We start from the raw sequence: 12,143 nt of genomic DNA, 5'->3' as shown, positions 1-12,143 counted from the left end.
TACCAGCCAGTCAGCCAGCGCGTTGAGGTCATCGGTCATCGCGCCGACTTCGCGAACCGGCTCGCAGTCGGCTTGCTCGGCCAGATGCTGCGGCACCGCCACCCAGTGGCTTGAGGCCCCAACATCGACCCCCGCGGCGTTGGGGAAGACCTCGTTTTCTCGCTTGCGCATGGCCATGGCTTGCTCCACCATCGTTGATGAATGGCAGCGCCATGGGAAGCGTCGAATTCGACTCGATCTCTCAAACGGGATGCGGCTCGCGCCGCTCACCACTGTCGCCGACGAATCCCGGACCAGGCTCAGTAGCGGGCTCACACCGTGGCGTCCGATAGCGTCACGGGCTCGCACCAATGACCTCTCGGTCATCTCGGCGCTGCTGTTCCCGTTATAGGGCACAACCGTTTCTTCGCGAACGTCGGGCGCAGGCATGGCGCTTGGGAGGCTCAGTAGCCGATGCGGGCGGTGCCGCGTGCGTCCCGGCAATAGATCTTGCGCTCGCGCACCAGGCCGTCGCGGCCGTGGATGCACAACGGCAGGCCATCCTCGCGCGCGCGCATCCAGCCGGCCGCAATCGCGGCTTCCTGGGTCGGGAAATGCAGCGCGGTGTCGTCGCCACCGTTCTCCAGGCCTTCGATGGTGAGTGCCCATGCGCCGTCGCCGGCGTATTCGGTGTTGTCGGTTGCGGCGGGAAGCACGTGGATGCTGCGTGACGTCATGGTGTTCTCCGGAGGACTTGGACTGACTTTTGATTCTTAAGCGATGGTGCCGCCGCGGGATATCCGTCGCTGTCCTACAAGCGCTGGCCGGTCGCGCCGTCGGCTGACATCCCGGTAGGACGAAACCCGACTTTTCGCGCTGCGGCGCGTTGCTACGATCCAATTGCCGGTCGGGCAAGCGGCTGCCCGGTCAAGTCATTCCGATCCACTCCATCCTGGCGGCGCATGCCGCATCCACACGAAGCAAGGAGATCGTCATGAGAAAGCTATTCGCACTGTTTGCCCTCGCTGGCGTGCTGCTGGTCACGGGTTGCAACACCATTTCCGGTGCTGGCAAGGACATCGAACGTGGCGGCGAGAAGGTGCAGGGCGCGGCGGAAAATACCAAGCAGAAGATGTAAGTCCCGCTGCCCGCCGCCCGGGCATTGCTACGGCCCGCGCCTGGTGACGCGGGCCGTTGTCATTGCCACGGCGAATTCAATGTGCGGCCGCCGCCGGAGCCTGCCCCGCATCGATGTGGTTGCGGCGCCAGCTGGCGGGCGGCAGACCGAACTCGCGCTTGAACGCGCGGCTGAACGCGGCCTCCGAGTCGTATCCGACCGCGCCCGCGACCTCGCTGATGGAACGGTTGCCGCTGCGCAGTTCGGCGGCCGCGGAGCGCAGCCGCCAGTGCGCCAGGTACTGCATCGGTGGCTGCCCCAGCAGGTCGGTAAAGCGCTGCGCCAGCGCCGAGCGCGACAGCCCCACGTTGCCAGCCAGTTCATCGACCGTCCACGGATAGGCGGGCCGCGCGTGCATGCGCGACAGCGCCCGCCCCACATAGCGGTCGCGCAGCGCGGCGAGCCAGCCGCTTTCATTGTCAGGCAGGGTGTCGATGCAGCGCCGCACAGCCTGCACGAACAGCAGCTCAGACAGCTTGGCCAGCACCGTGGCGGTGCCCGCACGCGGTTCCGCCGCTTCCGAGGTGGCAAAGGCCAGCGCCGATGCCAGCCATGCCGATTCCAGCCCGCTGCCGAGTCCCACCTTGAACAGCCGCGGCAGCGACGTCAGCAAGGGATTGCCCATGGTGTCGTCGAACCCCAGGAAGCCGCACACCATGCGCGTGGTCTCGCCGCCGCCGCCATAGGACACGCGCATGACCTCGCCCGGGCTGTTGCGCAGCATGTCGTACACCAGCGGAGCGGATGGCAGTGGCTGCAGGCGCAGGTCGCTGCCCAGCACGTGCGGCTCGCCCTGCGGCACCACGAGCAGTTCGCCGGTGTCCACGCGCACACCCGGGCCGGTGCCGTCGACCAGGCGCGCCCAGCAGACGCCTTCGGTAATCAGGTGGTAGGAGACGACGCGGTCGGCGCGGGGCAGGAAGGCGGCGCGCAATTCAGCATCCGCTTCACTGATCAGGCACCACGGTGACTTGAACTCGCCGTTCAGGAACACGGCGCCGCTGAGCTGCACGGCGCGCAAGAGGTCGGACAAGGCATCCATGGTCACATTCCTCCAGATCCGGTGTTTCGCGCAAGAAAGCCGGACGCCCGATCATACGGGCGAGGGGACCGGGCTCCGATACTAGCACCGTGCCTGGCGCCATACAACGCCGCAGCGCACGTATCAGACCAGCAGGAGACAACACCATGGAAACCCTTTCCGCAGCGGATGCCAGCGCAGGCGCACAGGCCGACTGGCTCGGCCTGGCCGCGACCCTGGGCCGCACCTTCGACGCACGCGCGCCAGAGATCGATGCCAGTGGGCAGTTCGTCAGCGCCAACTACGACGACCTGCGCGCGCACCGCTTCTTTGCCGCGGCCGTGCCGCAGGAACTGGGCGGCGCCGGGCTCTCGCACCAGGAGCTGGGCGCGGTGCTGCGCGAGCTGGGCAAGTCCTGCGGATCGACCGCGCTGGCCTTTGCCATGCACACCCACCCGGTGGCCACGGCCGCGTGGCGCTGGCGCAATCAGCAAGCGCCGGTGGAGGGGCTGCTCAAGCGCGTGGCGGGCGAGCAGATAGTGCTGCTGGGCAGCGGCGGTTCGGACTGGCTGCAAGGCAGCGGCAAGGCTACGCGCGTGGATGGCGGCTTTCGCGTGGATGCGCGCAAGATCTTCGCCAGCGGCGCGCCGGCGGCGGACCTGTTCATGACCTGCGCCGTCCATGACGATCCGGAGACCGGGCCCACGGTGCTGCATTTCGCGCTGCCGATGAAGTCGCCGGGCGTACGCGTGCTGTCGAACTGGCACACGCTCGGCATGCGCGGCACCGGCTCGCACGATGTGCTGCTGGAAGGCGTGCTGGTGCCGGATACCGCCATCGGCGCGCGCCGCCCGCAAGGCGTGTGGCATCCGATGATGCATACGGTGGCGATGATCGCGCTGCCGCTGATCTATGCGGTCTACGTCGGCGTGGCCGAGGCCGCGCGCGATATTGCGCTGCAACTGGCGCGCCAGCGGCGCTTGAGCGCGCATGCGGTGGAAGCCGCCGGGCGCCTGTGCAATGAGGCCGATGCCGCGCAGCTGGCGCTGGATGCGATGTTCGCGGCGGCATCGGGGCAGGCGCCGGGCGCGGTCACCACCAGCCGCATCATGTGCGCCCGCACGCTGGCCGCGCGCGCGGTGCTGGCGACGGTCGAGGCGGCGATGGACCTGGCCGGCGGCGCGGGGTTCTATCGCGATGCCGGACTGGAGCGGCGTTTTCGCGATGCGCAGGGCGCGCGCTTCCATCCGCTGCAGGCCGGTGCGCAGCAGGAGTACGCGGGGCGCATGGCATTGGGGCTGGATATCGACGCGCCGCCCGGCGAGGTGCGGCCTGCCGCGCAATGATGCCCGCCCTGGCGCCGCTGCCGTATGCCACGCAAGCCTGCAACGACAGCGGTCAGGATGATGCGGCCCGCGCCATCAGCCACGATGGCGCGGCGCGGCGGGCCTTGCGCGATGCGCTGGGGCAGTTTGCCACCGGCGTCACCATCGTTACGGCCGCGGACGCCGACGGCCAGCCGGTCGGCGTCACGATCAATGCCTTTACCTCGGTGTCGCTCGCACCGCCGTTGCTGCTGTGGTGCCTGGCGCAGTTCCGGCAGCCTGGCGGCGCTGCGCGTGGCGCCGTGCCACGCGATCAACGTGCTGGGCAGTGGCCAGCTGGCCTTGTGCGAGCGCTTTGCCGCGCGCAGTGGTGACCGCTTTGCAGGCGTCGATTGCCGCCCCGGGCCGTGCGGCACGGTGCTGATCGACGGCACGCTGGCGCATTTCATCTGCCGGCACCGCTCGGTGCGCGTGGTCGGCGACCACGTGATCTTTGTCGTGGAGGTGGTGGCCTATGGTTCGACGCCAGGTGCGCCGCTGGTGTTCCATGCGGGCGGGTTTGCCGGCAGCTAGGCGCGCTTGCCTGCAATCACCAGCGCGATGCCGCCCAGCACCGCGGCCGCGCTCAATGCCAGCCGCAGGCTCAGGGCTTCACCGAGCAGCGCGATGCCGCCCCCCGCCGTAATGACCGGCACGCTCAGTTGCACGGTGGCGGCGGTGGCCGCCTTCAGCCGCGGCACCACGGCATACCAGATGACATAGCCCAGCCCGGATGTGATGGCACCGGACAACAGCGCATAGCCCAGTCCCGCGCTGTCCAGTGATCGCTGCGCCTGCATCACCGCACCCAGCGCCAGCGCCATCGGCACCGCGCGCAGGAAATTGCCCGCGGTGGTAGAGGCCGGATCCGCGGCGCGCCTGCCGCGCAGCGAATAAACGCCCCACGCGATGCCGGCCGCAATCATCAGCAGCGAGGACAGCAGCGGCGGCGCGGCCAGCCCCGGCAGCAACAGCCACACCAGCCCGGCCAGCGCCAGTGCCAGGCCGAACCATTGCTGCGCGCGCATGGGCTCGCCGGCATGGAGGCCATAGCCGGTCATGGTGGCCTGCACCGCCCCGAACAGCAGCAGTGCGCCGGTCCCCGCGGTGAGACGCACATAGGCGAAGGAAAAGGCCGCGGCATAGCAGAACAGCGCAAGCGCGGAGATCCAGTTGCCCTCCACCGGCGGCAGCCGCTGCGCCACGACCGTGCGCACCAACTGGTGCCGCGCCGCGACGATGACCCACAGTACCAGCGCCGCTGCGGCGACGCGGGCCAGCGTAAAGCTGGCCGCGTCGATGGTGGTGCCTTTCAGCGCGAGCCGGCACAGCAGCGAATTGCCGGCAAAGGCGAGCATCGCCAGTGCGGTCAGCACCACGGTGTTCGCGCGCGGCATGCGGCGGGGCGGCGGTGGCGGCGGCGTGGTTCAGGCTGCGGGCGGCTCGTCGCCGATGGCGAACGAGGACAGGTGCTCGATCGCCCTGACCAGCCCGGAATGATCCCAGCCCGCGCCGCCCAGTCCGCTGCAGACATTGAACAGCTGCTGGCACGACGCCGTGCTGGGCAGGCCCACGCCGAGCTGGCGCGCGGTGGACAGCGCCAGGTCCAGGTCCTTCTGGTGCAGCGCGATGCGAAAACCCGGGTCGAAGGTGCGCTTGATCATGCGTTCGCCATGCACTTCCAGGATGCGCGAGCTGGCAAAGCCGCCCATCAGCGCCTCGCGCACGCGCGCGGGATCGGCGCCGGCGCGGGCGGCCAGCACCAGCGCTTCGCTGACCGCCTCGATGGTCAGCGCCACGATCACCTGGTTGGCCACCTTGGCCACCTGGCCGTCGCCGGCCTCGCCCACGCGCGTGATGTTCTTGCCCATCAGCTGCAGGATCGGAAGCACGCGGTCGAATACTTCCTGCTTGCCGCCGGCCATGATCGACAGCGTGCCCGCCTTGGCCCCGACCTCGCCGCCGGAGACCGGCGCATCGACATAGTCGGCGCCGAGCGCCTCGATGCAGCGCGCGAACTCGCGCGTGGCGATCGGCGAGATCGAGCTCATGTCGATCACGGTGACGCCGCCTGCCGTGTCGGCAAGGCCGTCAGCGACCCCTTTCTCGCCAAACAGCACCCGCTCCACGTCGGGCGTGTCAGGCAGCATCAGGATGATGGATTCCGACTGCTTTGCCACCTCTTCGGCGCTTGCGCAGGCTTTCACGCCGGCATCCTGCAGGTCCTGCGGCACGCCGCTGCGGGTATGGGCGAACACGGTATGCCCGCCGTCGACAAGGTGCTGCACCATGGGCTTGCCCATCACGCCAAGTCCGATAAAGCCGATCTTGCTCATGTCAGTGTCCGGTAGTGGTCAGGCGCCAGGCCGGCCGTGCGTCGCGCACGACGCCGGGTTCATCTCTGATGATAGTCAGTCACAGCATATGCGCTGCACCGGCGGGCCTCTTGGCTTGGATACAGCTTGCTGTGGCGGGTTTTCCGCAAATCCAATGTCTTGGATCATATCGCGGTGCGCGATGCAAATCGCCCCGATTCTCTTTCGCTTGGCTCCTGGCCACGGCTTCTGTAGCGCTTGGCATGAAATGCAAAGTCGATGGAATCTGTTGCAAAGCGCCGGCACGCGCCCGGTTCTACATTGGTCACCATACGCGGCGCACCTCGCGCCGCCCTTGACCCAGGAGACCAAAGCTATGGAAAAAATTGTCCGGATGTACGAGATCGGCGGGCCGGAAGTGCTGCGCTATGAAAGCACTGAAGTGGGCGACCCCGGCCCCGGCCAAGTACGCATCCGCCACGTGGCGGTTGGCCTGAACTATGCCGATACGTATTTCCGCAACGGGACTTACCGCGTGCCACTGCCCTCGGGCATGGGCGTGGAAGCGGCTGGCGTGGTGCAGGCGATCGGCCCGGACGTCACCAATGTTGCCGTCGGCGATCGCGTGACCTATACCGGCTTCATCAATACCCTGGGCGCGTACAGCACCTCGCGCCTGGTGCCCGCCGCAGCGCTGATCCGCCTGCCTGAGACGATCAGCTTCGAGACCGCGGCGGCCATGACCATGCGCGGGCTGACCTCGGCTTACCTGATGCGCCGCATCCACGCCTTCAAGGCAGGCGACAGCATCCTGCTGCACGCCGCGGCCGGTGGCGTGGGTCTGATCGTTTCGCAGTGGGCCAAGTTGCTGGGCCTGACCGTGATCGGCACGGTTTCCTCCGAAGCCAAGGCCGAGGTGGCGCGGGCGCACGGCTGCGATCATGTCATCAACTACAGCCATGAAGACGTGGCGGAGCGGGTGCGCGCGCTGACCGATGGCGTCGGCGTGTCGGTGGTGTTCGACAGCGTGGGCAAGTCGACCTTCATGGCGTCGCTGGATTCGCTCAAGCGGCGCGGCACCATGGTGTGCGTAGGCACCGCCTCGGGCCCGATTCCTCCGTTCGACCCGGTGCTGCTGGCCATGAAGGGCTCGTTGTTCCTGACACGTCCTGCGCTGGCGGACTACATCGCCGACCCGGCCGAAAAGGCCGAACTGGCCGGCGAACTGTTCGACCACGTCGGCGCGGGCCGTATCCGCATCGAGATCAACCAGCGCTATGCCCTGGAAGATGCGGTGCAGGCACACCAGGACCTGGAGTCGCGCAAGACCACAGGCTCTTCGATCTTCGTCATCTGAGGCAACGCCATGCAAGTCCAACAAACTACCTGCGCGCTTGGCGCCGAACTGAGTGGTGTCGACCTGGCCGATGCGATTCGCGACGACGGCCTGTTTGCCGAGATCCGCGCCTTGCTGCTGAAGCACCGCGTTCTGTTCCTGCGCAACCAGCAGTTCAGCCGCGCCGAACATGTCGCCTTTGCCCGGCGCTTTGGCGAGCTGGAAGACCATCCCGTCGCCGGCAGCGATCCCGAGCACCCGGGCCTGGTCCGCATCTACAAGAACCCGGACCAGCCCAACGACCGCTACGAGAACGCCTGGCACTCCGACGCCACCTGGCGCGAAGCCCCGCAGTTCGGCGCCGTGCTGCGCTGCGTGGAATGCCCGCCAGTTGGCGGCGACACTATGTGGGCCAATATGGCACTTGCCTATGAGCGCCTGCCTGCGTACATCAAGGAGCAGATCGCCGACCTGCGCGCGCGCCACAGCATCGAGGCCTCTTTTGGCGCGGCGATGCCGATCGAGAAGCGCCTGGCGCTGAAGGCCCAGTATCCCGACGCGGAACATCCGGTGGTGCGCACGCACCCGGATACCGGTGAGAAGGTCCTTTATGTGAACGCCTTCACCACCCATTTCACCAACTACCACACGGCTGACCGCGTGCGCTTCGGACAGGACGCCAACCCGGGCGCGGGCGACCTGCTGCGCTACCTGGTCAGCCAGGCGTATATCCCCGAATACCAGGTGCGCTGGCGCTGGGAGCCCAACTGCGTGGCGATCTGGGACAACACCGCCACCCAGCACTACGCCGTGATGGACTATCCGCCTTGCCACCGCAAGATGGAGCGCGCGGGCATTATCGGCAGCAAGCCGTACTGATGGACAAGGCAGGACAAGCAATGCAAGACAACCTGATTACGGCCGCACAGTCGGCCTACGCTTACCCGCTGCTGGTCAAGCAGCTCCTGATCAACTCGGTCAGTCTCTACGGCGACCAGGAGATCAGCTACCGCGGCCAGATGCGCTACACCTTCCGCGATTTCCGCGGCCGCATCGGCCGGCTGGCCTCGGCGCTCACCGCGCTCGGTGCCGGGCACGGGACCACCGTGGCGGTGATGGACTGGGACAGCCATCGCTACCTGGAGTGCTACTTTGGCGTACCCATGATGGGCGCGACGCTGTTCACGGTGAACGTGCGGCTGTCGCCCCAGCAGATCCTGTACACGCTGAACGACGCCGGCGCGGACGTCGTGCTGTTCCATCCGGACTTCGCGCCGGTGCTCGAGCAGATCCGCGGCGAGCTGACCTGCAACCCGCGCTTCGTGCTGATGGCCGACGGCCAGGACGCACCGGCGCTGACCTTGCCGCTGGCGGGGGAGTATGAGGCGCTGCTCGACGACGCGTCGCCCGACTTCGAGTTCAGGGACTTCGACGAGAACACCAAGGCCGCGACCTTCTACACCACCGGCACCACCGGCGATCCCAAGGGCGTCTGCTACAGCCACCGCGAGATCGTGCTGCACACGCTGGCATCGGCAACCAGCCTGTGTTCGCCGCGCGAGGGCCAGCGCATGCATCGTGAAGACGTCTATATGCCGATCACGCCGATGTTCCACGTGCTGGCATGGGGCATCCCGTACATTGCCATGATGCTGGGCCTGCGTACCGTACTGCCGGGCCGCTACGCCCCGGATGCGCTGCTGAAGCTGCGCGAGACCGAGAAAGTCACCTTCTCTCACTGCGTGCCGACCATCCTGCAGATGCTGCTGCAGTCCGCGCAGGGCAGCGCGCAGGACCTGTCGGGCTGGAAGATCATCATCGGCGGCTCGGCGCTGCCGCCCGCGCTGTGCGAGGCGGCGCTGGCGCGGGGCATCGACATCTTTGCCGGCTACGGCATGTCCGAGACCGGCCCGATCGTGTCGCTGGCCCAGATTCCGCCGGGTTGTACGCCCAGGGACCGCGCCGAGGAAGTCCGCATGCGCTGCTCGACCGGTCGCCCGGTGACGCTGGTGGACTACCGCATTGTCAGCGAAGACATGCAGGACTTGCCGCGCGACGGCAAGAGCCGCGGCGAGATCGTGCTGCGCGCGCCGTTCCTGACCAAGGGCTATTTCGGCAAGCCGCAAGCGTCGGAAGACCTGTGGTCGGGCGGCTTCCTGCATACCCAGGATGTCGCGGTGATGGGCGAGGACGGCTTCGTGCAGATCGTCGACCGTATCAAGGACGTCATCAAGACCGGCGGCGAATGGGTGTCTTCCATTGAAGTGGAGAACCTGATCACGGAGGTGCCGGGGGTGCAGGAATGCGCCGTGATCGGCGTGCCGGATGCGAAGTGGGGCGAGCGGCCGATGGCCTTCGTGGTGCGCAAGGCGGGCGCCGAAGTCAAGGCCGAGCAGATCCGCGACCAGCTGATGGCGCACGCGGATTCGCGCCGGATCAGCAAGTATGCCGTGCCGGAGGCCGAGCGCATCACCTTCATTGAAGCGATCCCGAAAACCAGCGTCGGCAAGATCAACAAGAAGCAGCTGCGCGAAGACGCAGCCTGAAGGGTAGTAAAGGGAATTCGCGGCAGTCCTCGGGCGGGGACTGCCGCTTTTTTTGCCTTATCGCCGATCGGTATTTCGCCGGGCGGTTCGAGTGCCCTGAGGAAGAACGAACAGGCGACGGGAGGGTGCACCTGGCTTTGACTGATGTTACGGCCCGGCTTCGCTGCCAGGAGGGGTATAGCTTGCGCGATGGCTGGGAGAGAACCCGCAACGGTGGGTTCTTTTGCGCGCGTCACGGGCAAAAGCAAAGCGCCTCCCGAAGGAGGCGCACAGGCTGCCGGCGTGTGGCCGGGGTCAGGGCTGGATATTGAAGGTCTTTACGATCGCCGCATTGCGCTCAAACTCGGCATTCAGGGACTGGCTCAGTTCCGACAGCGTCTGCTCGCGCAACGGCTCATAGCTCAATGCCTGCATCCGTTCCTGCACCTTGGGCGTTGCCGCCGCCTTGTAAGTGGCGGCCTGGATCTTCTGCGCCAGCTCTGCGGGCACGCGCGCCGAGGCAATCACGCCGACCCAGTTGCTGAACTCCACATCCGGATAACCCAGCTCCGCGAAGGTCGGCACCTGGGGCAGCAGCGGCGAGCGGTTCTTTGAAGCCACCGCGTAGGCTTGCAGCTTGCCGGCCTTGATCATCGGCAGCGAGGTCACCATGCCGTCGTACATCAGCGCGATCTGGCCGCCCATCACCTGGGCCAGCGCCGGCGAGGAGCCGGCAAAGGGAACGTGCGCAAGGTCGAGGCCGGCCTTCTGGTTCATGATCACGCCGGCATAGTGGGATGCGGTGCCGGCGCTGTAGGAGGCAAAGCTCAGCTTGCCAGGGTTGGCATGCACGTAGTTCACCAGGCTCTTGAAGTCCTTGGCGGGCAGGGACGGCGCGCCCACCAGCAGCAGGCGCGAGCGTGCCACCGCGGCCACGGGCCGGATATCCTTCATCGTGTTGTACGGCGTCTTGAGCACGTGGGGGACTTCAGTCAACACATTGGTGGCCGTCACCATGATGGTCTGGCCGTCAGGCGGTGCCTGCAGCATGGCGCTGATGGCGATGCCGCCGCCGGCGCCAGGCTTGTTGTCGACCACGACCGGCTGGCCGAGATCCTGCGACAGCTGGTCGGCCAGAAGGCGGGCAATCACGTCCATGGTGCCGCCGGCAGGGGCCGGCACCAGCATGCGTACGGGCTTGTTGGTCCACGCCATGGCCGAGGGCATGGACAGGGCCATGACGGCGCTGACGGCGGCTAAGGCGGCGTGGCGCAGGCGAAAAAGGGCAGGGCGTTGAGGCATCTGTGTCTCCGTTGAAAGTCTAGGGTATGGATACGCCCATGCCAGCCTTCTTGTCGGGGCAGTTACACGGGATATTGCAGAAAAATCGAGGCGTGGGCGCAATGCCGCCGTCGCCAGGGTGTTCAGGCGGTGGCCCGGGTGGCGCGCTGCTTCGCGCGCGCCAGCGAGTGCAGCATGGCTTCCAGCAGCGCGGCGGGAGGCCGCGCGCCAGACACGCTGCGGGTGCCGTCGAAGATAAAGTGCGGCACGCCTAGTCCGGCCCGCAAGACCGGTTCTTGCGGGCCACCGAGTGACGGCAGCCAGTCCAGGTCACGGTGTGCATCCGCTGGTTGAACCGGCACCTGATCCGGAATCGCGACGCCGCAGGTCGCGGCGGCCTGCCGCAGCACGCGCGGATCACCGATGTTCTCGGCGCGCAGGAAGTAGCGCGTGAACAGCTCGTCGATCAGCGCAGCGGCCGCGTCTGCCCCTGCCTGTTGCCGGGCAAGGCGTACCAGGCGATGGGCCAGCAGGGTGTTCGGGAAGGTCTCGATGCGATCCAGTGCCAGGGTGAGGCCGGCATCTTGTGCCGCGGCACAGACCTGTGCCTGGCGTGCCGCCACTGCCTGGGGGCTGCCCAGGCGTGCCACATAGAAGTCGCGGTAGGGCAGGCCGGCCGGCGGCATGGCCGGAATCAGCGGATAAGAACGCCATTCCACCTGCACGGCGACGTCCGGACGCTCCCGCCCGAGCAAGGCGATGGCGCTTTCCAGGTGCTTCTTGCCGATCAGGCACCAGGGACAGATCAGGTCGAAATAGGCCTCGACCGAAAGCGTGGACGTATGGTTCATGGCAGCAGCTTCAAGACGCCAGCCGGCGAGCCCGGCGCAGGCCGCAGCAGGCTGTGGAATATCAGGGGGTGGGCGCCGGGGCGCGGCTGCGCCACGACTGGCGCGCCGGCAGCGAAGCCATGACCTCGGCGCGCTCTGCGTCGGTCATCTGCGCCCAGCGGCCGATCTCGACCGCAGTCCTGCCGCAGCCCTGGCAATACTTGCCAGCGAGGTCCATGCGGCAGATGTTCAGGCACGGATTGATGACGGAGAGGGGCGGGTTCATGGCTTGCAAGGTAGGTTGGACGACGGTGC

At 67.2% G+C, this 12,143-nt stretch carries 12 protein-coding genes and 2 pseudogenes; 6 read left to right on the top strand and 8 right to left on the bottom strand.

Annotation, left to right across the window (positions count from 1 at the left end; all coding sequences use genetic code 11):
• Window positions 1-177: pseudogene (locus AC07UK_RS23245) on the bottom strand (IS110 family transposase); the annotation flags it as partial.
• Between the two features lie 266 nt (window positions 178-443).
• Window positions 444-716 carry a DUF2188 domain-containing protein gene (locus tag AC07UK_RS23240; protein WP_013952584.1) on the bottom strand — a complete coding sequence of 91 codons (273 nt, stop codon included), beginning with the start codon at window positions 714-716 and terminating at the stop codon, window positions 444-446.
• 257 nt (window positions 717-973) lie between these two features.
• Here AC07UK_RS23240 and AC07UK_RS23235 point away from each other — a divergent pair, with 257 nt between their 5' ends.
• A complete protein-coding gene (locus tag AC07UK_RS23235) occupies window positions 974-1,117 on the top strand; it encodes an entericidin A/B family lipoprotein (RefSeq protein WP_013952585.1) in 144 nt (47 codons plus the stop codon).
• A gap of 76 nt (window positions 1,118-1,193) precedes the next feature.
• On the opposite strand, the gene AC07UK_RS23230 is transcribed toward AC07UK_RS23235, so the two are convergent.
• Window positions 1,194-2,198, bottom strand: a complete 1,005-nt coding sequence (locus tag AC07UK_RS23230; RefSeq protein ID WP_436223735.1) for an AraC family transcriptional regulator — start codon at window positions 2,196-2,198, stop codon at window positions 1,194-1,196.
• Between the two features lie 146 nt (window positions 2,199-2,344).
• On the opposite strand from AC07UK_RS23230, the gene AC07UK_RS23225 reads away from it, so the two are divergent.
• Together AC07UK_RS23225 and AC07UK_RS23220 are read left to right on the top strand one after the other, a co-directional pair.
• Complete coding sequence (locus AC07UK_RS23225) at window positions 2,345-3,523, top strand: acyl-CoA dehydrogenase family protein (RefSeq protein WP_436223734.1); 1,179 nt, start codon at window positions 2,345-2,347, stop codon at window positions 3,521-3,523.
• Window positions 3,520-4,075, top strand: a pseudogene (locus AC07UK_RS23220) (flavin reductase family protein). Before AC07UK_RS23225 ends, AC07UK_RS23220 begins: the two are co-directional and overlap by 4 nt.
• Here AC07UK_RS23220 and AC07UK_RS23215 read toward each other — a convergent pair.
• Both AC07UK_RS23215 and AC07UK_RS23210 read right to left on the bottom strand, forming a co-directional pair.
• A complete protein-coding gene (locus AC07UK_RS23215) occupies window positions 4,072-4,938 on the bottom strand; it encodes a DMT family transporter (protein WP_436223732.1) in 867 nt (288 codons plus the stop codon). The pseudogene AC07UK_RS23220 and the gene AC07UK_RS23215 overlap by 4 nt on opposite strands.
• 30 nt (window positions 4,939-4,968) lie before the next feature.
• On the bottom strand, window positions 4,969-5,877 hold the full coding sequence (locus AC07UK_RS23210; protein WP_436223731.1) for a 2-hydroxy-3-oxopropionate reductase: 909 nt from the start codon (window positions 5,875-5,877) through the stop codon (window positions 4,969-4,971).
• Window positions 5,878-6,232: 355 nt separating this feature from the next.
• Between AC07UK_RS23210 and AC07UK_RS23205 the strand changes: the two genes are divergently transcribed.
• From AC07UK_RS23205 to AC07UK_RS23195, 3 genes are read left to right on the top strand one after another with little or no spacing between them, the layout of a single operon-like run.
• Entirely contained in the window at window positions 6,233-7,213 is a 981-nt protein-coding gene (locus AC07UK_RS23205; protein ID WP_035816476.1) for a quinone oxidoreductase family protein, read from the top strand.
• Window positions 7,214-7,222: 9 nt separating this feature from the next.
• Window positions 7,223-8,071 carry a TauD/TfdA dioxygenase family protein gene (locus tag AC07UK_RS23200; RefSeq protein WP_436223730.1) on the top strand — a complete coding sequence of 283 codons (849 nt, stop codon included), beginning with the start codon at window positions 7,223-7,225 and terminating at the stop codon, window positions 8,069-8,071.
• Window positions 8,072-8,091: 20 nt separating this feature from the next.
• Window positions 8,092-9,738, top strand: coding sequence for a fatty acid--CoA ligase (locus AC07UK_RS23195; protein WP_436223729.1), 1,647 nt, complete (start codon window positions 8,092-8,094; stop codon window positions 9,736-9,738).
• A gap of 294 nt (window positions 9,739-10,032) precedes the next feature.
• On the opposite strand, the gene AC07UK_RS23190 is transcribed toward AC07UK_RS23195, so the two are convergent.
• From AC07UK_RS23190 to AC07UK_RS23180, 3 genes are all read right to left on the bottom strand, one after another.
• Window positions 10,033-11,019, bottom strand: coding sequence for a Bug family tripartite tricarboxylate transporter substrate binding protein (locus tag AC07UK_RS23190; RefSeq protein WP_436223728.1), 987 nt, complete (start codon window positions 11,017-11,019; stop codon window positions 10,033-10,035).
• Window positions 11,020-11,141: 122 nt separating this feature from the next.
• Window positions 11,142-11,849, bottom strand: coding sequence for a DsbA family oxidoreductase (locus tag AC07UK_RS23185; protein ID WP_436223727.1), 708 nt, complete (start codon window positions 11,847-11,849; stop codon window positions 11,142-11,144).
• A 61-nt stretch (window positions 11,850-11,910) separates the two neighbouring features.
• The gene (locus AC07UK_RS23180) at window positions 11,911-12,114 is read right to left on the bottom strand and encodes a DUF1289 domain-containing protein (RefSeq protein WP_013956807.1); all 204 of its coding nucleotides are present in this window, start codon (window positions 12,112-12,114) and stop codon (window positions 11,911-11,913) included.
• Between the last annotated feature and the right edge of the window lie 29 nt (window positions 12,115-12,143).

It is taken from the genome of Cupriavidus sp. GW821-FHT07C08 (assembly GCF_059419025.1).
The sequence above is the reverse complement of the archived record's forward strand: the minus strand, read 5'-3'. Positions and strand labels throughout refer to the sequence as shown.

Coding starts and splice junctions, on each gene's coding strand:
- AC07UK_RS23240 (WP_013952584.1), bottom strand. CDS start 716: ATGACGTCACGCAGCATCCACGTGCTTCCCGCCGCAACCGACAACACC.
- AC07UK_RS23235 (WP_013952585.1), top strand. CDS start 974: ATGAGAAAGCTATTCGCACTGTTTGCCCTCGCTGGCGTGCTGCTGGTC.
- AC07UK_RS23230 (WP_436223735.1), bottom strand. CDS start 2,198: ATGGATGCCTTGTCCGACCTCTTGCGCGCCGTGCAGCTCAGCGGCGCC.
- AC07UK_RS23225 (WP_436223734.1), top strand. CDS start 2,345: ATGGAAACCCTTTCCGCAGCGGATGCCAGCGCAGGCGCACAGGCCGAC.
- AC07UK_RS23215 (WP_436223732.1), bottom strand. CDS start 4,938: ATGCCGCGCGCGAACACCGTGGTGCTGACCGCACTGGCGATGCTCGCC.
- AC07UK_RS23210 (WP_436223731.1), bottom strand. CDS start 5,877: ATGAGCAAGATCGGCTTTATCGGACTTGGCGTGATGGGCAAGCCCATG.
- AC07UK_RS23205 (WP_035816476.1), top strand. CDS start 6,233: ATGGAAAAAATTGTCCGGATGTACGAGATCGGCGGGCCGGAAGTGCTG.
- AC07UK_RS23200 (WP_436223730.1), top strand. CDS start 7,223: ATGCAAGTCCAACAAACTACCTGCGCGCTTGGCGCCGAACTGAGTGGT.
- AC07UK_RS23195 (WP_436223729.1), top strand. CDS start 8,092: ATGCAAGACAACCTGATTACGGCCGCACAGTCGGCCTACGCTTACCCG.
- AC07UK_RS23190 (WP_436223728.1), bottom strand. CDS start 11,019: ATGCCTCAACGCCCTGCCCTTTTTCGCCTGCGCCACGCCGCCTTAGCC.
- AC07UK_RS23185 (WP_436223727.1), bottom strand. CDS start 11,849: ATGAACCATACGTCCACGCTTTCGGTCGAGGCCTATTTCGACCTGATC.
- AC07UK_RS23180 (WP_013956807.1), bottom strand. CDS start 12,114: ATGAACCCGCCCCTCTCCGTCATCAATCCGTGCCTGAACATCTGCCGC.